Here is a 19,009-nt window from a genome sequence, read left to right as displayed (position 1 = left end):
CGACTGTAGGTTCTGGACCGTCGCCGATGCCGTCACGACCACGACCGAGCCGCGGAGCCGAACCTGATGATCAGCAGGGCGAGCGTGGCGACGATCAGGAGGTAGGCCAGTGCGGCCTGCCAGGCGCCCATGGGAAAGCCGACCAGCAGCAGCGTATCGTTGCCGCCCGGGATGAGAAGCGCGCCCAGCCCCATGAGAACGCCGCCGAGCGTTCGCCTGACGATGTCGGCCCTGTTGGGGCGTCGCAGAACGAAGCGACGTTCGCGCAGGCGCGCGGAGAGCAGGCTGCCGCCGAACATGCAGACGAAGATCAGGACGCCGGCGACGGGGATCGAGAGAATCGACCCGATCGACGCCGTGATCGCGAAACGCGGGGCGAGGACGGACATGACCGCCGATGTCATGCCGATGACCGCCATTGCCACGGTCAGCCGCCGGAAGTTTCCCGCGGAATTGAAGATGGCAAGCCGGATCGCCAGCAGCGCCGCCAATGCAACGGCGAGAGGCTCCAGACCGAGCGGCGGTGCCGCGCTGACGGGCATCTGCTCCACCCCGACACCGCTCAGGAAGCCGAGGTAGAGGACCACGAACAGGCCGACGAACGTGAAGCCGAAGTCGATGTCGCCATTGCCGAAATGACCGACCGAGCCGAAGATGCAGGCGCCGTTCACAAAGACCCCGAACCCGAAGACGATCGCTGCGGCCGCCAGCTGGGCGACGGGCGCCCAGACGTCGTGCATCGTCGGCGCGGCGCCGAGGATCGTATAGCCGATCGCAGCCCAGAACGCGCATTCGATCAGCGCGATGAGCCGGGCCGGCCGCTTCTGTGCGATGAGTTCGGTCGTGGCGACAAATGTGCAGATCGATCCGTGGTTCATCGCGAAGCCGAGCACAAATCCCAGCGCGCCGATCATCGCCATCGCCAGCCAGAGCCCGGCGCCTGTGGCCGTGGTGGTCGACGACAAGACGTTCACGACGAACTCCTTCCGTAAACGCTGTGGGCTTCACGACCGGTTCGAGGAGAACGCCCTCCGGCGCGGGCCGCCCGGCGCCTCTTTGCGCGGCGGGCCGCGCCGGTATCACTGGCGGCTGACGAACGAGCGACAAGCCGATTGTCGCGGGTTTCGATGCGCCCGGCGTTTCTGCCGGGCGCATCGAAGGTGACGGTCGTCTCCGTTGACGGAGACGGGCCGGCTATTCGGCGGCAGTGCGCCGGGGCAATACCCAGTTGGGGCGCGGGAAATGGCAGGTGTAGCCGTTGGGGTAGCGCTCCAGGTAGTCCTGGTGCTCCGGTTCGGCCTGCCAGAAGTCGCCCACCGGCTCGACCTCGGTCACGGCCTTGCCCGGCCAGATGCCGGAAGCGTTGACGTCGGCAATGGTGTCTTCGGCCACACGCTTCTGCTCCTCGTCGACGTAGAAGATCGCCGAGCGATAGGAGAGGCCGACGTCGTTGCCCTGCCGGTTCTTCGTCGTCGGATCGTGGATCTGGAAGAAGAACTCCAGGATCCGCCGGTAGCTGATGACTTCGGGATCGAAGATGATCTCGATGGCCTCGGCGTGGGTCCCGTGGTTGCGGTAGGTGGCGTTGGGCACGTCACCGCCGCTGTAGCCCACGCGGGTCGAGACGACGCCGGGGAGCCTGCGGATCAGGTCCTGCATTCCCCAGAAGCAGCCGCCGGCCAGAACAGCTCTGTTGGTCATTAGATATCCTCCACCTGGTCGATGAATGCCGCGTAGCCCTGCGCCGCCATGTCCTCACGGGGGATGAAGCGCAAGGCTGCGGAATTGATGCAGTACCTTAGACCGCCCCGGTCGCGCGGGCCATCGGTAAACACGTGGCCCAGGTGGCTGTCGCCGTGCTGGGAGCGCACTTCGGTGCGGATCATGCCGTGCGAGCCGTCCTGCAGTTCGCGCACGTTCGCAGGCTCGATCGGCTTGGTGAAGCTCGGCCATCCGCAACCGGAATCGAACTTGTCGGACGAGGCGAACAGCGGCTCGCCGGAGACGATGTCGACATAGATTCCGGGCCGCTTGTTGTCGTTGTACTCGCCCGTGAAGGGGCGCTCGGTGCCGTTCTGCTGGGTCACCCGATACTGCTCCGGCGTCAGCCTTGCGACTGCCTCGTCGGTCTTCTTGTAGGTCATGTGCTGTCCTTTCCTAGTGATGGGCAGTACCCGCCGGATCGAGCGATCGGCATCGCGCGGCCGGCGGGGGGACGGAGGCAGCGCCAGGGCTGCCTCCGTCGTCGAAATTCGTGGGCCGTGCGCCGGCGCTACGCCTTCAGCGCTGCCTGCGGCGTGTTGCGGAAACTGATCGCCATGCGATTGTAGCTGTTCATCAGGCTGATCGCGATCGTCAGGTCAACGAGCTCCCGTTCGTCGAACACGGCGCGGGCCGCCTCGTAGGCCTCGTCCGGCACGCCGGTCTCGGCGACGCGCGTCACGCTCTCCGCCCAGGCGAGGGCGGCCCGTTCGCGCGCGTCGAAGAGCTCGCCGCCTTCCTGCCAGGCCTGCAGCAGGGCGAGCTTTTCGATCGTCTCGCCCTTCTTCAGCAGGGCCCGCGTGTGCATGTCGAGACAGTAGGCGCAGTTGTTGATCTGGGACACCCGCAGATAGACCAGTTCGACCAGCGTCGGGGACAGGCCGCTCTGCGAGACGTATCCGTAGACCCCGCCAAGGGCTTTGACGCCGGCGGGGGCGATCTGGTTGTAGTCGAGGCGCTTGCTCATTGTAACGCATCCTTTTTCGGCGTCGGCACTAGTCGACCGGCGTGGTCAGGGCTTTTTCGCCGGTGTCGGCGACGAACACGGCGAGCAGCTTCGCCGGTTTCGTCCTGCTCGCATTGCGGCTGACGAGGTGGCGGGCGGCCGGCGGCTCGTGCCAGCTTTCGCCGGCGCGGTAGATGCGGATCGGGCCGTCGTTCACCTTCGATTCGATTTCCCCCGAAAGGACATAGGCGAAGATGAAGGCCGAATCCGCGTGGTTGTGCGGGACCGAGGCCCCGCCCGGCGGATAGTCGACGACCAGCGCGGTCAGCGTCTTGCCGGGAATGTTCGGGATCGCCTGTGCGAAATGCGGCGTGACGACATCGCCCGGCCCATGGGCCGCTGCGGGCGTGGCTATCGCGAGGATGGCGAAGGCGGCGCCGATGATCGATCCTGCAGGCATCATGACCTTTCTCCCTTGCGGGCGATGGCTTCGATTTCGAAGCGCGAGATGCCGACGTCCCTGAGCTGGTGGTCGGTGTAGCGAGACAGCTCGTGCAGGATGCGGCGATAGCGCCGGTGGGCGCGGATCCGTGACAGGATATAGGAAGCAAACATCGGAGTTTCCTTTTGCGTTTGCAGGTTTGTTCAGGCGCGGGAGGCGCGCAGCGCGCCCGGCGAACCGATCGCGATCGAGAGCGCGAATGGGCCAATGTCCTTCAGCAGGACCTACCGGGTGCGACCGAGACCACGTCGGTTGCGTGCTCCCGGGTGCCCGCATCGACCGCAAGGGCGGTTGCGAATTCATCAAGCATTGCCTTCTCCTCCTTGGTTGCCGTCTCAAGGGCGTCTTGCCCGATCGATAAACGATACCGATCTGTATCGATGTCGAGGTTTGTATACCGATCTGTATCGTTTTGCAAGCCCCAAGATATCATCGGTGCGCGCCGGCAGGTGCGACCTGGAGCGATCGGCAGCACAGAGGCGGGAAGTCGCCAACGTCGGGTCTGATAAGTGCATGAAAATACGGTATTCTGTTTCACTCACCCGCTGCCACCGATCCGCGTCCGCGGTGGTGACGCTCACCCTGCGGACAGCCGGTTGCGAGGCAATATCCGGATGAGCACTTGCATTGGCAGGAAAAAATAGTAATTAAAAATACAGATCTGTTTTCCTGCGAGGACGAAATGCGGCGTTCTGAAATCCGCAATCATCTGCTCGAGACGGCGTTGCGGCTGTTCAACGAGCACGGCTACCACGCCACCGGGGTCGACCTGATCATCGCCGAGGCGGGGGTTGCCAAGACGACGCTGTACCGGCACTTCGAGACTAAGGAGGATCTGATCCTTGCCGCGCTCGAGCGACGCGACGAGGAGGATCGCTACGCCATGCGCGCCTTCGTCGATGCGCATGCGACCGATCCGATGGGGCGCCTGCTGGCGACCTTCGATTTCCTGGAAGCCGCAGTGGACGACCAGCGGTTCCGCGGCTGCATCTTCGTCAGCGCGGCCGGCGAGCACAAGGCGACCGTCGATCCCGTCTTCCGCGCCGCCGTTCTGCACAAGCGCCTGACGCTCGCCTATTTCGAGGAACTCGCCTATGCGGCCCGGCTCGTCGAACCGAAACGAATTGCCGCCGAAATCCACCTGCTGCATGAAGGCGCCATGGTGGTCGCGCAGATGAGCCGCACCGCCGAGCCCGTGCGACAGGCAAGGGAGATGGCGCGAAAGCTGCTCGATACGACCGGGCAGTCTTCGACGCCGCGAACCCCTGCGCAGAGGGCGCCGGCGGACCGGGTCTAGCGAAGCGTCCGGTGCAGCCGTCGCCGGGCCGTCGTGGGAGAGCGGCGCGCGTTTGACACCTGTCAAAAGGGTCGGGTATGAAATGCCGGCCACTCCCGCCTGTTCCAGGCACATGCCTGCCGGCAGGGCCACGTCCGAGGTCCGCTTCAGCCGGTACGAGGGCGTTCTGCCGAAACATTGGGGCGCCCAGGCATGAGTGCCAGTGACCGGACAAGGACGAGCGATCGCAACGGCATCCGGCCGCCGTTCCGGCTGCGATGGACGCCCGTTCTGGTCGCCGTGCTCATCGTCATGCTCGCCGCGTGTGCGTCGCGGCCCGGATCGACGGTCCTGGAGCCGGCCGATGTGAAGCCCGGCGGCAGGACGGTCACCATCTTCGTCGCGACGCTGCGAACGCCGGAGCCCGGAACGACATCGTCCTTCAACAGTGTCCAGTCGCCGACGCTTCGCTTTGCCAGGTACGTCGTGTCGATCCCGCCGGCGCACCGGCCCGGTGCGATCGAGTGGCCGCGGGACCGACCGGATCGCGCCACGGACTTCGTGACGATCGAATCGGCGCGGCTTTCGGAAGCCGAATTCCGGTCGGGCATCGCTGCCGCGCCGGGTGGCGGACGGTCCGTCCGCCTCTTCGTTCACGGCTACAACAACTCCTATCCGGAATCGATCTATCGTCTCGCCCAGATCGCCGCGGATGCGCATGACGACCGGGTGGCGGTGCTCTTCGCCTGGCCGTCCAAGGCCAGCGCGCTGGCCTACGCCGCGGACCGGGCGGCGGCATCGGCATCGACGGACGGTCTTGCAAGGACGATCGAAATCCTGGCCCAGAGTTCCGGCGGGGGGAACACGTTGCTCGCCCACAGCATGGGCGCGTGGCTCACCGTGCAGACGCTGTCGAAAATGAGCCCGGAGCGCCGCCAGGCGGTGTTTGCGCGCTATTCGAACATCGTCCTGGCTGCCCCGGATATCGACGTCGCCGAAATGGTCCGCCGGCTCGAGACGATCGGCCGGCTGCCGCGGCCGCTGACGCTGCTCGTGTCCAGCGATGACAAGGCGCTCACCATGGCCGGCATCCTCACCGGCGGCCGGCGTGTCGGCGTCGACGATGTCCACGATCCATGGGTGCAGGCTGCGGCCAAGCGATACGGCGTCCGGGTCGTCGACATCTCGGAACTGACGACGGCCGACAGCTTCCTGCACGGACGCTTCACCGCGATGGTGGCGCTCTATTCGAAATTCCAGTCCCAGATCGAGAACCCGTCAGGGCGGCACTTTGCCGGGCCCGGCGTCTTCGTGTTCAGGGCCAGGACTTCGACGCTGGAGCCGATCGGCCGATGAAGGGCCGGTCCGGTTGGACGCCTGACGGGGATAGACCGCCGAGCGGGCAAATCGGGTTCAGCTGCGCAAAGCTGTGAAACATGTGCTATAGCAGGGCCTGGGAAGCCTTGGCCCGTCTTTGCCCGGCAGGAGTAGCCGATGGTGTCCGTCTGGTCGCACCGCCCCTTGTTCTTGCACCTCGGGCTGTTCTTTTTGGCATATGTGCTGGGGTGCGCGTTCGCTGACGCCCTGGCTATCGTCCCCGGAATAACGGTGTCCATCTGGCCGCCGGCCGGGGTATTCATCGCGACGCTGATCTTCACCTCGCCCTACAGTTGGCCGTGGTGGATCCTGTCCGGCTGCCTGGCCGAGATGACGGCGCAGATGATATGGTTCCACAGCCCCCTTGTTGCGGGTCTCCTCATCTATGTCGGCAATGCGCTATGCGCGGTGACCGGCGCGACGCTGATCATTCGGGCGCGCGGCCGGCCGCTCCAGCTGGAGAGCTTGCCGGACGTCCTGGCCTTCGTCGGACTGGGGGCCGGCGTCGCGCCGCTCGTCAGCGCGACGGTGGGAAGCGCGGCGCTCGCATGGTTCGGCGTCGAGGCACAGACCTTTACGGGCGTATGGCCGCTCTTCTGGATCGGAGACGCCACCGGAATCCTGCTCGTCGGGCCTTTGGCGCTGATCGTGATCCAGCTGGGGCGCACCGGGGCCAGGCTCTCTGCCGCGCAGTGGACGGAGGCCGGCCTTCTCGGCCTGATCTTCCTCGGCCTTGCCGCGCTGTCCCTGAGCACCGACTACCTGGCCTCGGCCTACATCATCATGCCGCCGCTTCTCTGGGCCGCCGTGCGCTTCGAGTTCAAGGGCGTGGCCGTCGCCCTGACGCTTCTCGCGCTGATCACCATGGCGCTCACGATTTCCGGGGGCAGCCATTTTGTCGGCGACCCGGCGAGCCAGCGGGAAAAGCAGGTCATGCTGCAGCTCTTTCTGGCCATCTCGGCGTTCTCCTCCCTCATCGTGGCCGCCATTTCCAGGCAGAACCAGCAGGCGCTCGCCGCCCTGCGCGAGCGGGAGCGGGAACTGTCGCAGCTCGTGGACATGGTCCCGGTCCACATCCGGCGCATGACGCCCGAAGGGGAGCCCATCTTCTTCAACAAGCGACTTTTGGACTTCTTCGGCCTGGACGACCTGACCCATCTGGACAAGCCGGACACGAGCCGGCTTGCGGCAGCCATCTCGGTTCTCGTGCATCCCGACGATGCAGGCGAACTGCTGGCGACGGCCCGCCATTCCTTTGCCACCGGCGCGCCGTTTGCGATGAAGTACCGCATGCGCCGCGGCGATGGCGTGTACCGCTGGGTCGAAGGCCGCGGGGAGCCGTTGCGGGACCAAGGCGGCGCGATTGCGCAATGGTACGTGATTTCCATCGACATCGATGACGAGATGCGCGCGCAGGAGGCGCTGCGGCGCAGCGAGCGCCAGCTCCAGCAGATGATCGACGCCGTGCCGGCGCTCATCTGGTGCATGACCCCCGAAGGGATACCCTGCTATCTCAACAGGCGCGCGGTGGACGTCACCGGCCTCAGCCTCAAGGACATGATCGCGCCGGACGGATCGCGATCCCTGACCGTCATCCATCCGGACCAGCGGGGGGCGGTGAACGAAATCTTCGCACTGGCCGTCGCGACGGGGACACCGCTGCTGGCGAGATATCGCCAGCGCCGGGCCAACGGCCCGCACCGGTGGGTGGAGAGCCGCGCCGAGCCCTTGCGCGACGATGCCGGCGCGATCATCCAGTGGTATGGCGTGAGCGTCGATATCGACGATCTGGTGAAGGCGCAGGAGACGCTGCGCAGCCGGGAGCAGGAACTCTCGCAGCTGGTCGACATGGTTCCCAGCCTGCTCTGGCGACTGTCGCCGAAGGGCGAGCCGACCTTCTTCAGCAAGCGGCTGGTCGAGTTCTGCGGCCGCGACGTCGGCGACTTCGACAAGCCCGGCACGGACCGGCTGGCGACGGCGATGGCGACCCTGTTCCATCCCGACGACATCGTGCTTCTGCGGGAGACCCTCAATCGCTCCCTCATGACCGGTGAGAGCTTCTCGCTCACCTACCGCATGCGCAGGATGGACGGCGTCTATCGCTGGATGTCGGGCCGCGCCGAGCCGCTCAGGGACGACACCGGGCGCATCATCCAGTGGTTCGGCCTCTCGCAGGACATCGACGACCAGGTGCGCGTCGAGGAAGAGCTGCATCTGGCGCGGGAGAGCCTGACGCGGGCGAGCCAGGCGGCGAGCCTTGCCGAGCTGTCCGCCGCCATCGCCCACGAGGTGAACCAGCCACTGGCGGCGATCGTCGCCAACTCCAGCGCCTGCCAGGCCTGGCTTGCGGCGACGCCTCCCAATCTCGAGCGGGCGCGGAAATCGGTGGAGCGCATCATCGACAACGCCCATTCCGCCGGAGAAGTTGTGAGGCACATCCGCGCCCTGTTCAAGCGCTCCGAGGAGACGCGCACGAGCACGACGCTCGAAAGCATCATCCGGGATGCGCACAGCCTAATGGCCGAGGAGGCGGCGCGGCGCCGCATTCGCATGAAGATCGACGTGGAGAGCAACCTGCCGCCGGTCGCGCTCGATCGCGTGCAGGTCCAGCAGGTTCTCGTCAACCTCATCCGCAACGGCATGGATGCGATGGATTCCGTGGCGGACGACAGGATTCTGGACGTGCGCGTGCATCGCCCGGGGGAAGCGATCCAGATCGACATCAGCGATCGCGGCGGCGGGATCGAGTTCACGGAAAAGATCTTTGAGCCGTTCTTCACCACGAAGGCGCACGGTATGGGCATGGGCTTGGCGATATGCCGATCGATCGTCGAGGCGCATGGCGGGCGGCTATGGGCCGAGAACAACGAGCCGCAGGGCGCGACGTTCACGTTCACCTTGCCTGTCGAGGCGGAGATTGCGTCATGACACGACAACGGCGGGCGGCCGCCTTTCGCCGAGCGCGCCTGTCATGAAAAAGGGACGGCAATCGCCGTCCCTTCGCGCTTTTGGGAATGTCCCGCCGGCGCAGGCTGCACACCGGATGTCACGCCGCCGCACGACAGTGCCGAGCGGTCACCGCGCTGACCCGCCTCATGGTCAGTAGTCCCAGAAGATCGGCACCCATCGGAAGGCGTCGCCGTCGACCGCGACCCGTCCGATCGAGGGGAACGGCAGGTGGGTGGCCACCAGCTGCTCGCCGGTCGCCGCAAGCTCGCGCAGGAGGCGGACCCGGACGCGGGCCGCTTCCTCGGGGTCGTGCTCGAAGCCGTTGTGCCAGTCGGGCTGTTCGAAGCCGACCGCGAACACGGCGTCGCCGGCAAAGGTCAGCCGGTCGCCGCCGGACGCCATCCGGATCACGCTGTGGCCCGGGGTGTGGCCGCCGGTGCGACGGACAACCACGCCCGGCGCCACCTCGTGCTCGTCCTCGAACGTCCGCAGATGGCTGCGGTACTCCTGCGTGAACCGCTTGGCGGCCGCCCGCAGTGCATCCGGAAAGCCCGGCGGCATGTCGGTGTGGGAGAAATCGGGGGCCTCCCAGAACTTCACCTCGGCGGCCGCGACGTGGATCCGCAGGTCCGGGCGCAGCTGTTCCCGCACGCCCTCGACGAGCAGCCCGCCGATGTGATCCATGTGGAGGTGCGTCAGCACCACGTCGGTCACGGAGGCGAGATCGATGCCGGCGCCGGCCAGCCGCTTGAGCAGTTGCCCGGCCCGCGGCAGGTTCAGGTCCGGGTCCAGTCCCAGCCCGGCATCGAGGAGGATGGTCTGTTCGCCGCTGCGGACCACCACGGCGTTGAGCGGCCAGTCGAAGCTGTCCTGCGGCAGGAACATGTCGTTCAGCCAGGCCGCGCGGACGGCCGGGTCGGCATTGTGCGCCAGCATCGCGGTCGGGAGCGGCAGCACCCCGTCGCTGATCACCAGCACGTCGATCTCGCCGACCTTCACCGCATAGCGCGACGGAACCAGTTCGCCCTGTCCCAGTCCGACAGGGTGCACCGCATCCTGCGAGCGCATGCCTGCCTGTTGACTGATCCCTCGGGCCTTCATTTCTGCCTGTGGCATGTCGAACTCCTGTTTTGCGGTATTGATGACGTGTGGTCCCTGGCCACTCCGCGGAGTCTATGTCGAAGCCCACAGGCGTTGAACCCAAACGGTCGTTGGGCTTGATTTCCGCAGCCGTCGCCGCTTGATGGTCATTTCGTCGAGCGGGTCCGACGCGGCAAGGTGAGGCCGCCCTGCTGTCCTCCCTATGCCCCCGGAAGAAGTCGCGGGTGGCGGCGGCCCGGGTAACCGAAAACCCGGTCAACCTGTGCAACCCGAGAGGGTCGCCAACCCGTTCCGGGAGCCCGCATAAACCTTCGTTTGGGGCGCAGCCACAGGTCCGCGGTGATAACGTCCGCGGTCATTCTTGCAGGAGGTTCAAATGCAGCTCTCAAGGTACACTGTCTATGGAATGGTCGGTTTCAACACGTTGCTTGCGGCCTGGCTCTGCCTCCACATGCTCTATGACCCCGAGGGCTGGTACTATTTCGTGCCCGGCGTCACCGACACCGGCATGTTCAACCAGCATTTCGTGCGCGACATCGGCATCATCCAGGGGTTCATTGCGGCTGCCTTCGCCATCGGGCTCTGGAAGCCGCAGCGCCGGCTGGAACTCTGGGCGGGCGCGACCCTCTGGCTGATTGCGCATGCCACCTTCCATCTGTGGGAAGTGGCGGTCGGCATCTGCTCGTCGTCGGTGATCATTCGCGACTTTCCGGCCGTAAGCCTGCCCGCGATCTTCGGGATCATCGCCACCCTCTGGGCGGCCAGGCGGGTGACCGGTGCGGCCGGCCGCCCGGAATCCGCGACCCTTCGGGCCTAGACGGCGCGTGCAGCGATCTTTGGACCGGCCGATCGCCGTGAGCGGCCGGCCGGTCGACCGATTTCCTCCGCATCGCTGCGGAGGATAGAACCACCGTATAGTTATCCGTCTTGCGCGAAGCCGATAGGCTTCCAGATCTCCCATCGGAATTCATGCGGGGGGTCCGATCCATGTCCATGCAAGGCGGCAGCGGCGCCTATGTGCACGAAAGGCGCAAGATGACTTGCCGCGATACCCGACTGCCCGAGACGACCGAAGCGGAGCATTTGTGGGATATTGCGGAATATTGCAGGCAGGCGGGCATATGCCAGGCCGAGGAGGAGCGCCTGATCCGGATCCTCGGGCGCTTTGCCTCGAGACACGAGCTGCAGATGAACATCTTCCGCGGACCGTCGCGTGCCCGCTAGGGCGCATCGACCTGCGCCACCGCATCTCCCAACCTTTGTATATCTGTCCCGCGCACCGGGAAGATTCCAAACCTGACAGGCGCCATCTGCCAATGACCAAGTCTTCGCGCAGAGGCGCCGCTCGCCGATTGTCCGTCCGGACCGATCATCCTCAAAGCGAGTGAACTGTCTGTGGTTGCGACACGAGGCGCGTTCGGACGCAAGGACGATCGCGAGCGATGGTCGCTGGAGATCGTGGTGATGGAACTGTCACGCAAGGAAGCCTTCAAGGTCGAGCCCGCCGGCGACGGACCCGATCCCGCCTCGGTATCCGCCGAGCCCGCATCGCCTGCACCGGCCGTTGCCCCCCGGCGGAAGTCCGTCGTCAAGAAAGGCGTGGTCGCGCTGGTTCTGTTCGCCGCCGCGGGCTATGGCGCCCACTTCGCCAACCGGTACTGGACGGTCGGCCGGTTCATCGAATCCACCGACAATGCCTACGTCAAGGCGGACTACACGACGGTTGCCCCCAAGATCGCCGGCTACGTCAAGGAGGTGCTGGTCGATGACAATGACGCCGTCAAGGCGGGGCAGGTGCTTGCACGCATCGACGATCGCGACTTCCAGGTGGCGCTGGACCAGGCGCGGGCCGAGCTGAAGGCGGCGGAGGCGGCGATCACCAACATCGACGCGCAGATCGAACTGCAGAAATCGGTCATCGGCCAGGCGGAAGCATCGGTCGACGCTTCGAACGCCTCGCTGGTCTTTGCGACATCCGAGGCCAAGCGGGACACGCGGCTGAGCAACACCGGGGCGGGCACGCAGTCGCGTGCCGAGCAGAGCCGCTCCCTCCTCGAGCAGGCGACCGCGGCGGTTCAGCGGGACCGTGCCGCGCTGATCGCCGCGCATGACCGGGTACCGGTCCTCAAGAGCCAGCGCGACCATGCGGTGGCGCAACGGGAGCGGGCGGCCGCGGCCGTCGAGCAGGCCGAGTTGAACCTCTCCTATACGAACATCGTCGCGGCCGTCGACGGCACGCTCGGCGCGCGGTCGATCCGTGTGGGGCAGTATGTCACCGCCGGCACGCAGCTGATGGCGGTCGTGCCGCTGCATTCGGTCTATGTCGTCGCGAATTTCAAGGAGACGCAGCTGACCTACGTTCGCCCGGGCCAGCCCGTGGAAATCGAGGTCGACGGCTTTCCCGGGGTCGAAGTGAAGGGGCATGTGGACAGCGTCGCGCCCGCGAGCGGCCTGGAATTCTCCCTGCTTCCGCCCGACAATGCGACGGGCAATTTCACCAAGATCGTCCAACGCATTCCGGTGAAGATCATCATCGACGACGAGGCGCGCGCCGCCCAGCTCCGCTCCGGAATGTCCGTCGTGCCGAAGATCGACACCAGGATCGCCCGGCTGTCGCACGACAAGTGACGGCATCCGGCGGATATCTGTTCCCCATTCCTGATCCCCGACAACACAGCACGAAGGTTCCGCCCGCGCGGAAGCAGAACGATGGCGACACGCACGCTTGCAGCCGGCAACGGACGGCAGCCGCAGGGCACCGGAGCGCCGGCTTCGGCAAAGGACATGAGCGCCCTGCGGATGTGGTGCGCGGTGATCGGTTCCACCCTGGGGGCCTTCATGGCGGTCCTCAACATCCAGATCGTCAATGCCTCGCTCGCCGACATCCAGGGGGCGATCGGCGCCGGCAAGGACGACGGCGGATGGATCTCGACCTCCTATCTCGTCGCCGAAATCGTGGTCATTCCCCTCAGCGGCTGGCTGGCCCAGGTCTTCTCGCTGCGCCGCTATCTCCTGACCAACGCCATCCTGTTTCTCGTCTTCTCGGTGGCCTGCGCGTTCGCGGCGAATCTGGAGCAGATGATCGTGCTCAGGGCCATCCAGGGCTTTGCCGGCGGCGTCCTCATCCCGATGGCCTTCACCATCATCATCACGCTGCTGCCGAAGCCGAAGCAACCGGTCGGGCTGGCGCTCTTCGCGCTCTCGGCGACCTTCGCCCCCGCCATCGGGCCGACCATCGGCGGGTACCTGACGGAGAACTACGGCTGGGAATTCATCTTCTACGTCAACCTGGTCCCCGGCATTCTGATGGTCGGGCTGCTCTGGGCCTCGCTCGACAAGGCGCCGATGAAGCTGGGCATGCTGGCCAAGGGCGACTGGGCCGGCATCGTCACCCTGGCGGTCGGCCTCGCCACCCTTCAGACCGTGCTGGAGGAGGGCAACAAGGAGGACTGGTTCGGATCCGAGCTGATCGTCCAGCTCTCGATCGTCGCCGCTGTCTCCCTGACGCTCTTCCTGATCATAGAGTTCAGGTCCGCAAACCCGCTCCTGAACCTGAGGCTGTTCGCGCGACGCAACTTCGCCTTCGGGATCCTGGCGAACACGATGCTCGGGATTGCGCTCTACGGATCGGCCTTCGTGCTCCCCATCTACCTGGCGCGCATCCAGGGCTACAATTCCGAACAGATCGGGACGGTGCTGGCGTGGACCGGCATCCCGCAGCTCCTTCTCATCCCGCTCGTTCCCCGGGTGATGAAGCTCGTCGATGTCCGGCTGCTGATCGCCGTCGGCTTCGCCCTCTTTGCCGCCTCGAATTTCATGAACGTCTACATGACCGGCGACTATGCGGCCGACCAGCTGTTCTGGCCGAACGTCATCCGCGCCGTCGGGCAGGCCCTCGTCTTCGCCCCCCTCTCGGTCGTCGCCACCGCGGGGATCGAACGGGAGAACGCCGGTTCCGCATCCGCCCTCTTCAACATGATGCGCAACCTTGGCGGCGCGGTCGGAATCGCATCGCTCCAGACGTTTCTGACGAAACGGGAGCAGTTCCATTCCAACATCCTGTCAAACTCGGTCAGCCTCTTCGAGGAAGCGACGCGAACCAGGATCGCCAAGCTGACCGCCTACTTCATGAACCACGGCGTCAGCGATCAGGCCACGGCCGCCCACAAGGCCGTCGTCGCCATCGCCGCCAGCGTCCGCAAGCAGGCCAACGTCATGGCGTTCAGCGATGCGTTCTTCCTGCTCGGCGCCAGCCTCGTCGTCGCCCTGCTCGCAACGCTTCTGCTGAAGAAGCCGAGCGGCCCGATGTCCGGCGGCGACGCGCACTGATCAGCGCGTGGACCGAAACTGCCCGCGCCGCAGGCCGGCTGTCGTCCGGTCTGCGGCGCGTTTTCAGGATCGCTCGCGGTCCGATCAGTCCGACGTCAGCCGTGAGCGAAGGCGGTCGGCGACGTTGCCGTCCAGATGGCCGACCTTGACCGGCAGAAGCGTCTCTAGGCCCTCCTGAAGCGCGTTGGCATCGAGCGCGCCTTTGCCGGCAGGATCGAGTTTTGCCCAGCGCTCGCTGCTGGCCTCGCTGTCGAACGTCCGGTCATTGGCTTCGGCGAGCCGCTTCTGGCCGTCCATGTACTCGGCTTTCGTGAGGCTGCCGTCCTTGTTCGCATCCGCCCAATCCAGCTGCTGCTTCGCCATTCTCGCGTGGAAGTCGTCGACGCGCTGCGCATCGGATCGAAGCGACGGTGGCCGCGGCTGCGGCGGCGTCGTGGCCCCGGGCGAGGTCTCGGTGACCGGTGCCTTGCGCGGCCGCTGGGCAAACAGGTTAAAGATCGAACTGTCGATTTTCATGAAGTCTCCTCGGACTGCTGCGCGCGGGCGGTGGAAGGCAATGCGCTTCGGACCTCCCGCCCGTGTGCGGTCCCGTTGCGCCCCATGTCCTTGTCGCTCCGGAGATTCGCTCCGTTGCCGACCGCCCATCCGTCTTCCGTGCCGCCAGCAGCGTCAACGCATACCAACGTTGGCCTAGCGGAAGGGGCCCGTTCGGTTGCTTAGTGTGCATTGGGCCCCGTGTGCCGGAGTCCAAGGAAAGTGGCGTTGCGTGATAGCGCGCAGCGGGTTCTCGAAATCCAGGATCTGGATGACCGGACTGGCAGCAGCCAGCCCGTCAACTCCGTTTGTTTCAGCGGGTTCCCGAGCAGGAGATGGAAATGAACAAGGCAATCCCTATCGTGATCGTGTTGGCCGCCCTGGGCGTCGTCGGCTGGAAATACGATGTTCTCGCCGCCTTGGGTATTGCGCGTGACACAGACAACGAGATGGTGCTCTACGGCAATATCGACATCCGCCAGGTCTCGCTCGCCTTCCGCGTGAACGGCCGCATCATGGAGGCTCTGGTCGACGAAGGCGACGTGGTCAAGCGCGGAGACCTTCTCGCCCGCCTCGACAGGGATACCTACGAACACGCGGTGATTTCCGCGGAGGCGAACGTTGCGGCGCTGCGTGCGACGCACGAGAAGCTGGTCACCGGCCCGCGGCAGACCGAGATCGCCCAGGCGAGAGCCACGCACGAGGCCAGCGTCGCCGACCTCGAGAAAGCCCGGCTTGCCTATGACCGGGCGCAACTGCTGCGCTCGCGCGGAACGGTCTCCGAAGCCGGCGTGGACGAGGCGACCGCGGCGCGGGCCATGGCTGCAGCACGCTCGAACATGACGAAGGAGGCGCTTGCCTTTCTCGAGGAGGGAAGCCGTGCGGAAGACATCGCCACGGCGGCTGCGCAGGTGAAGGCCGCCGAGGCGGCGCTGCTGACCGCGCGCACTTCGCTGTCCGACACGGACTTGCGCGCGCCGAACGACGGCGTGATCCTGTCCCGGATCAAGGAGCCCGGCGCGATCGTGTCGTCGTCCGATCCCGTCTACGTCCTGTCGCTCACTGCGCCCGTCTGGGTGCGGAGCTACATCGGTGAGGTCGACCTCGGGCGGATCTATCCGGGCATGAGGGTGATGATCGCCTCCGACACGAACCCCGCGAAACGCTACGAAGGAACGATCGGCTTCATTTCGCCAGTCGCGGAGTTCACGCCGAAGTCCGTCGAAACGCCCGAACTGCGGACCGATCTCGTCTATCGCATTCGTGTCGTCATCGCCGCTCCCGGCCAGGACCTTCGCCAGGGGATGCCGGTGACGCTGCACCTTCCGGATCAAGAGGCGGCAGAGAAATGAACCGCGCGGCCGAAACCGCCACCACAGCGGATCTCGTATGCCTCGACGGCGTGACCAAGCGTTTCGAGACGGGAAAGCCGGCGCTGGATCAGGTTTCGGGCCGCATTCGCGGCGGCGAGATCACCGGACTGGTGGGGCCGGACGGGGCTGGAAAGACGACGCTGATCCGCCTGATGACCGGCCTGATGCTGCCGGACGGCGGCACGGTCGACGTCCTCGGTTTCGATACGCGCAAGGGTGCTGCCGCCATCCAGGCGGCGATCGGCTACATGCCGCAGCGCTTCGGCCTCTATGAGGATCTGTCGGTGCAGGAGAACCTCGAACTCTACGCCGACCTGCGCGGGCTTGCGAAGCCGGACCGGCCGGCGATTTTCGACGAACTGCTGACCTTCACCGATCTCAAGCGCTTTGCCACGCGCCTGTCCGGTAAGCTGTCCGGGGGCATGAAGCAAAAGCTCGGTCTCGCCTGCGCGCTCCTGAAGAAGCCGCGGCTGCTGCTCCTCGACGAGCCGGGTGTCGGCGTCGATCCCATTTCCCGACGCGATCTCTGGGCGATGGTCGAGGTCCTGATCCGGGAGGGCGTCGGCGTCGTCTGGTCGACCGCCTATCTCGACGAGGCCGAAGCCTGCGACCGCGTGCTGCTGCTGAACGAGGGCAAGCTGCTCTTCTCGGGCAAGCCGCAGGAATTGACCGCGCGGGTGAAGGACCGGGTGTACCGGGTGACGGGGGTGTCCGGGCGGAGGCGCTCGACGCTTTCGAAGCTCCTCGACGAGGACGGCATCGTGGACGGCGGCATCCAGGGCGAGGCGATCAGACTGGTGACGACGCCCGGCCGCGAGGCCCGGTTTGCCGCCAGCGGCGAGGCGCGGGTGAGCGTCGCCGAGCCGCGCTTCGAAGACGCCTTCGTGGACATGCTCGGCGGAGGGCCGGGCGGGCGCTCGAGGCTCGCCGAGGCCCAGGCGTCCCTTGCCGCCCGGCAGGACGGTCCGGTCATCGAGGCCAGACGGCTGGTCAAGCGCTTCGGCGACTTCACGGCCGCCGACAACATCACCTTCGATATTCCGAGCGGCGAGATCTTCGGGCTGCTTGGCCCCAACGGCGCCGGCAAGTCGACCACCTTCAAGATGCTCTGCGGCCTGTTGAAGCCGACGGAAGGCGAGGGGCGTGTGGCCGGCTTCGATCTGCGCCGGGATGCGGCCCAGGCGCGCAACCGCCTCGGCTACATGGCGCAGAAGTTCTCGCTGTACGGCGATCTGAGCGTGCAGCAGAACCTTCAGTTCTTTGCCGGGGTCTACGGTCTTTCCGGCGCCAGGAAGCGCGAACGCATCGAACTGATGACGTCGATCTTCGATTTCGGGCCGCGCCTGTCGATGTCGGCGAAGGACCTTCCGCTCGGACTGAAGCAGCGGCTGGCGCTCGCCTGCGCGGTGATGCACGAACCCCAGGCGCTGTTTCTCGACGAGCCCACCTCGGGCGTCGACCCGATCACGCGGCGCGAATTCTGGACGCATATCAATGGCCTGGTGGAGAAGGGCGTCACCGTCCTCGTCACGACCCATTTCATGGAGGAGGCCGAATACTGCGACCGCATCTCGCTGATCTATCGCGGCCGCTCGATCGCGCTCGGCTCGCCGGACGAGCTCAAGGCCAGCGTGGCCACCGACGAAAACCCCGACCCGACGATGGAAGACGCCTTCATCGCGCTCGTGCAAGGCTCGGATGTGGAAGGTGCCCCATGACCGATCCCAAGCTTAGATCGCGCGAGGGCGGCCGCGGCCTGCGGTTTCTGGCCCTGGTCCGCAAGGAAAGCCTGCAGGTCGCGCGCGATCCGAGCAGCATCCTGATAGCCTTCGTGCTGCCGTTGATCCTGCTCTTCCTGTTCGGATACGGCATTTCGCTGGATACGACGGATACGCGCGTGGGCGTCGTCATCGAGGATGTCACGCCGGTCACGAGCGATCTTGCCGCGAGCTTCCAGGCCTCGCGCTACTTCTCCGTGGTCACGGGACGGGACCGGCGCGAATTCGAGGAGGATCTGGTCCTCGCCCGCGTTCGCGGCATCGTCGTCATCCCGGCGGACTTCATGGAAAGATACACCGCCGGAACCCACCCGCAGGTCCAGGTCATCGTCGACGGCTCGGATCCCAACACCGCCAACTTCGTCCAGAACTACGTGCAGGGCGCGGTGGCCACCTGGCAGCAGCTCCGCAAGTCGGAGACCGCCGCGATGGGCCCGCCGATACGGGTCGAGCAGCGCTTCTGGTTCAATCCGGAACTGACGAGCCGCTCCTTCCTCGTGCCCGGCTCGATCGCGATCATCATGACGCTCGTCGGAACGCTGCTGACCTCGCTCGTCGTCGCCCGCGAGTGGGAGCGCGGCACCATGGAGGCGATCATGGCGACGCCCGTCACCGCGATCGAGCTTCTCGCCGGCAAGGTCCTGCCGTATTTCATCCTCGCGCTCGCATCGATGACGCTCTGCGTAGTCCTCGCCGTCTTCGTGTTCGACGTCCCGTTCCGCGGCTCGGTCGTGGCGCTCTACCTGCTGTCGGCCGTCTTCCTGGTTCCGGCGCTGGGGCAGGGGCTGCTGATCTCGGCTGCGACCAAGAACCAGTTCCTCGCCTCGCAGATGGCGCTGATCACGGCCTTTCTGCCGTCCTTCCTGTTGTCCGGATTTCTGTTCGAGATCAATTCGATGCCGGAAATCATCCAGTGGATCACCTTCGTGGTGCCGACGCGCTACCTGATCCCCTGCCTCCAGAGCGTCTTTCTCGCCGGGGACATCTGGCCGATGTTCCTGCGTTCCATCGGCGCCATGTTCCTGATCGGCGCCGTGTTCTTCACCCTTGCTGCCCGCAGCACGCGCAAAAGGATTGCCTGAG

18 protein-coding genes are annotated in these 19,009 nt (G+C 65.9%); 10 read left to right on the top strand and 8 right to left on the bottom strand.

Features of this window, described 5'->3' with window-relative positions:
• Positions 1 to 32 precede the first annotated feature (32 nt).
• From P0086_RS22605 to P0086_RS22580, 6 genes are all read right to left on the bottom strand, one after another.
• Complete coding sequence (locus tag P0086_RS22605) at positions 33 to 974, bottom strand: YeeE/YedE thiosulfate transporter family protein (protein ID WP_275790152.1); 942 nt, start codon at positions 972 to 974, stop codon at positions 33 to 35.
• A gap of 220 nt (positions 975 to 1,194) precedes the next feature.
• Positions 1,195 to 1,701 (bottom strand): peptide-methionine (S)-S-oxide reductase MsrA, encoded by a 507-nt coding sequence (msrA, locus tag P0086_RS22600; protein WP_112604613.1) that lies wholly within the window; start codon positions 1,699 to 1,701, stop codon positions 1,195 to 1,197.
• The gene (msrB, locus tag P0086_RS22595) at positions 1,701 to 2,144 is read right to left on the bottom strand and encodes a peptide-methionine (R)-S-oxide reductase MsrB (protein ID WP_112604610.1); all 444 of its coding nucleotides are present in this window, start codon (positions 2,142 to 2,144) and stop codon (positions 1,701 to 1,703) included. Before msrB ends, msrA begins: the two co-directional genes overlap by 1 nt.
• A 128-nt stretch (positions 2,145 to 2,272) precedes the next feature.
• Positions 2,273 to 2,728: a carboxymuconolactone decarboxylase family protein gene (locus P0086_RS22590; protein ID WP_275790148.1), complete on the bottom strand. Its 456-nt coding sequence runs from the start codon at positions 2,726 to 2,728 to the stop codon at positions 2,273 to 2,275.
• A gap of 28 nt (positions 2,729 to 2,756) precedes the next feature.
• Positions 2,757 to 3,167 (bottom strand): cupin domain-containing protein, encoded by a 411-nt coding sequence (locus tag P0086_RS22585; protein WP_275790285.1) that lies wholly within the window; start codon positions 3,165 to 3,167, stop codon positions 2,757 to 2,759.
• Positions 3,167 to 3,322: a DUF1127 domain-containing protein gene (locus P0086_RS22580; protein WP_112598314.1), complete on the bottom strand. Its 156-nt coding sequence runs from the start codon at positions 3,320 to 3,322 to the stop codon at positions 3,167 to 3,169. The genes P0086_RS22585 and P0086_RS22580 overlap by 1 nt, the downstream gene beginning before the upstream one ends.
• Before the next feature lie 569 nt (positions 3,323 to 3,891).
• On the opposite strand from P0086_RS22580, the gene P0086_RS22575 reads away from it, so the two are divergent.
• The 3 genes from P0086_RS22575 (at position 3,892) to P0086_RS22565 (ending at position 8,790) form a co-directional block, all read left to right on the top strand.
• Positions 3,892 to 4,506, top strand: a complete 615-nt coding sequence (locus tag P0086_RS22575) for a TetR/AcrR family transcriptional regulator (protein WP_275790145.1) — start codon at positions 3,892 to 3,894, stop codon at positions 4,504 to 4,506.
• Positions 4,507 to 4,698: 192 nt separating this feature from the next.
• A complete protein-coding gene (locus tag P0086_RS22570) occupies positions 4,699 to 5,841 on the top strand; it encodes an alpha/beta hydrolase (protein ID WP_275790143.1) in 1,143 nt (380 codons plus the stop codon).
• A 138-nt stretch (positions 5,842 to 5,979) separates the two neighbouring features.
• Positions 5,980 to 8,790: an MASE1 domain-containing protein gene (locus P0086_RS22565; RefSeq protein ID WP_275790141.1), complete on the top strand. Its 2,811-nt coding sequence runs from the start codon at positions 5,980 to 5,982 to the stop codon at positions 8,788 to 8,790.
• Between the two features lie 171 nt (positions 8,791 to 8,961).
• Here the strand turns inward: P0086_RS22565 and P0086_RS22560 are convergent, their stop codons facing one another.
• Positions 8,962 to 9,879 (bottom strand): MBL fold metallo-hydrolase, encoded by a 918-nt coding sequence (locus P0086_RS22560; RefSeq protein WP_275790283.1) that lies wholly within the window; start codon positions 9,877 to 9,879, stop codon positions 8,962 to 8,964.
• 409 nt (positions 9,880 to 10,288) lie between these two features.
• Between P0086_RS22560 and P0086_RS22555 the strand changes: the two genes are divergently transcribed.
• The 4 genes from P0086_RS22555 to P0086_RS22540 all read left to right on the top strand — a co-directional run bounded on the left by P0086_RS22555 (position 10,289) and on the right by P0086_RS22540 (position 14,241).
• A complete protein-coding gene (locus P0086_RS22555; protein WP_148656805.1) occupies positions 10,289 to 10,729 on the top strand; it encodes a hypothetical protein in 441 nt (146 codons plus the stop codon).
• Between the two features lie 218 nt (positions 10,730 to 10,947).
• Positions 10,948 to 11,136 carry a hypothetical protein gene (locus tag P0086_RS22550; protein WP_112604776.1) on the top strand — a complete coding sequence of 63 codons (189 nt, stop codon included), beginning with the start codon at positions 10,948 to 10,950 and terminating at the stop codon, positions 11,134 to 11,136.
• Between the two features lie 237 nt (positions 11,137 to 11,373).
• Entirely contained in the window at positions 11,374 to 12,540 is a 1,167-nt protein-coding gene (locus P0086_RS22545) for an HlyD family secretion protein (protein ID WP_275790279.1), read from the top strand.
• Positions 12,541 to 12,696: 156 nt separating this feature from the next.
• Positions 12,697 to 14,241: a DHA2 family efflux MFS transporter permease subunit gene (locus P0086_RS22540; RefSeq protein ID WP_275790276.1), complete on the top strand. Its 1,545-nt coding sequence runs from the start codon at positions 12,697 to 12,699 to the stop codon at positions 14,239 to 14,241.
• Between the two features lie 84 nt (positions 14,242 to 14,325).
• On the opposite strand, the gene P0086_RS22535 is transcribed toward P0086_RS22540, so the two are convergent.
• Positions 14,326 to 14,757 (bottom strand): EF-hand domain-containing protein, encoded by a 432-nt coding sequence (locus P0086_RS22535; protein WP_275790140.1) that lies wholly within the window; start codon positions 14,755 to 14,757, stop codon positions 14,326 to 14,328.
• Positions 14,758 to 15,116: 359 nt separating this feature from the next.
• On the opposite strand from P0086_RS22535, the gene hlyD reads away from it, so the two are divergent.
• Genes hlyD through P0086_RS22520 form a run of 3 tightly spaced genes read left to right on the top strand, consistent with a single transcriptional unit; the run spans position 15,117 to position 19,008 of the window.
• Complete coding sequence (hlyD, locus tag P0086_RS22530; protein ID WP_112598329.1) at positions 15,117 to 16,127, top strand: secretion protein HlyD; 1,011 nt, start codon at positions 15,117 to 15,119, stop codon at positions 16,125 to 16,127.
• The gene (locus P0086_RS22525; protein ID WP_112598331.1) at positions 16,124 to 17,866 is read left to right on the top strand and encodes an ATP-binding cassette domain-containing protein; all 1,743 of its coding nucleotides are present in this window, start codon (positions 16,124 to 16,126) and stop codon (positions 17,864 to 17,866) included. Before hlyD ends, P0086_RS22525 begins: the two co-directional genes overlap by 4 nt.
• Positions 17,863 to 19,008 (top strand): ABC transporter permease, encoded by a 1,146-nt coding sequence (locus tag P0086_RS22520; protein ID WP_275790137.1) that lies wholly within the window; start codon positions 17,863 to 17,865, stop codon positions 19,006 to 19,008. The genes P0086_RS22525 and P0086_RS22520 overlap by 4 nt, the downstream gene beginning before the upstream one ends.
• The last annotated feature ends 1 nt before the right edge of the window (position 19,009 follow it).

It is taken from the genome of Mycoplana sp. MJR14 (genome assembly GCF_029210525.1).
Taxonomy (GTDB): domain Bacteria; phylum Pseudomonadota; class Alphaproteobacteria; order Rhizobiales; family Rhizobiaceae; genus Mycoplana.
This window is presented reverse-complemented; position numbering and strand designations above follow the sequence as displayed.

Bases quoted from the DNA above. Each gene is read 5' to 3' on its own strand.
- msrA (WP_112604613.1), bottom strand. From the start codon at position 1,701: ATGACCAACAGAGCTGTTCTGGCCGGCGGCTGCTTCTGGGGAATGCAG.
- msrB (WP_112604610.1), bottom strand. From the start codon at position 2,144: ATGACCTACAAGAAGACCGACGAGGCAGTCGCAAGGCTGACGCCGGAG.
- P0086_RS22590 (WP_275790148.1), bottom strand. From the start codon at position 2,728: ATGAGCAAGCGCCTCGACTACAACCAGATCGCCCCCGCCGGCGTCAAA.
- P0086_RS22585 (WP_275790285.1), bottom strand. From the start codon at position 3,167: ATGCCTGCAGGATCGATCATCGGCGCCGCCTTCGCCATCCTCGCGATA.
- P0086_RS22580 (WP_112598314.1), bottom strand. From the start codon at position 3,322: ATGTTTGCTTCCTATATCCTGTCACGGATCCGCGCCCACCGGCGCTAT.
- P0086_RS22575 (WP_275790145.1), top strand. From the start codon at position 3,892: ATGCGGCGTTCTGAAATCCGCAATCATCTGCTCGAGACGGCGTTGCGG.
- P0086_RS22570 (WP_275790143.1), top strand. From the start codon at position 4,699: ATGAGTGCCAGTGACCGGACAAGGACGAGCGATCGCAACGGCATCCGG.
- P0086_RS22565 (WP_275790141.1), top strand. From the start codon at position 5,980: ATGGTGTCCGTCTGGTCGCACCGCCCCTTGTTCTTGCACCTCGGGCTG.
- P0086_RS22560 (WP_275790283.1), bottom strand. From the start codon at position 9,879: ATGCGCTCGCAGGATGCGGTGCACCCTGTCGGACTGGGACAGGGCGAA.
- P0086_RS22555 (WP_148656805.1), top strand. From the start codon at position 10,289: ATGCAGCTCTCAAGGTACACTGTCTATGGAATGGTCGGTTTCAACACG.
- P0086_RS22550 (WP_112604776.1), top strand. From the start codon at position 10,948: ATGACTTGCCGCGATACCCGACTGCCCGAGACGACCGAAGCGGAGCAT.
- P0086_RS22540 (WP_275790276.1), top strand. From the start codon at position 12,697: ATGAGCGCCCTGCGGATGTGGTGCGCGGTGATCGGTTCCACCCTGGGG.
- P0086_RS22535 (WP_275790140.1), bottom strand. From the start codon at position 14,757: ATGAAAATCGACAGTTCGATCTTTAACCTGTTTGCCCAGCGGCCGCGC.
- hlyD (WP_112598329.1), top strand. From the start codon at position 15,117: ATGAACAAGGCAATCCCTATCGTGATCGTGTTGGCCGCCCTGGGCGTC.
- P0086_RS22525 (WP_112598331.1), top strand. From the start codon at position 16,124: ATGAACCGCGCGGCCGAAACCGCCACCACAGCGGATCTCGTATGCCTC.
- P0086_RS22520 (WP_275790137.1), top strand. From the start codon at position 17,863: ATGACCGATCCCAAGCTTAGATCGCGCGAGGGCGGCCGCGGCCTGCGG.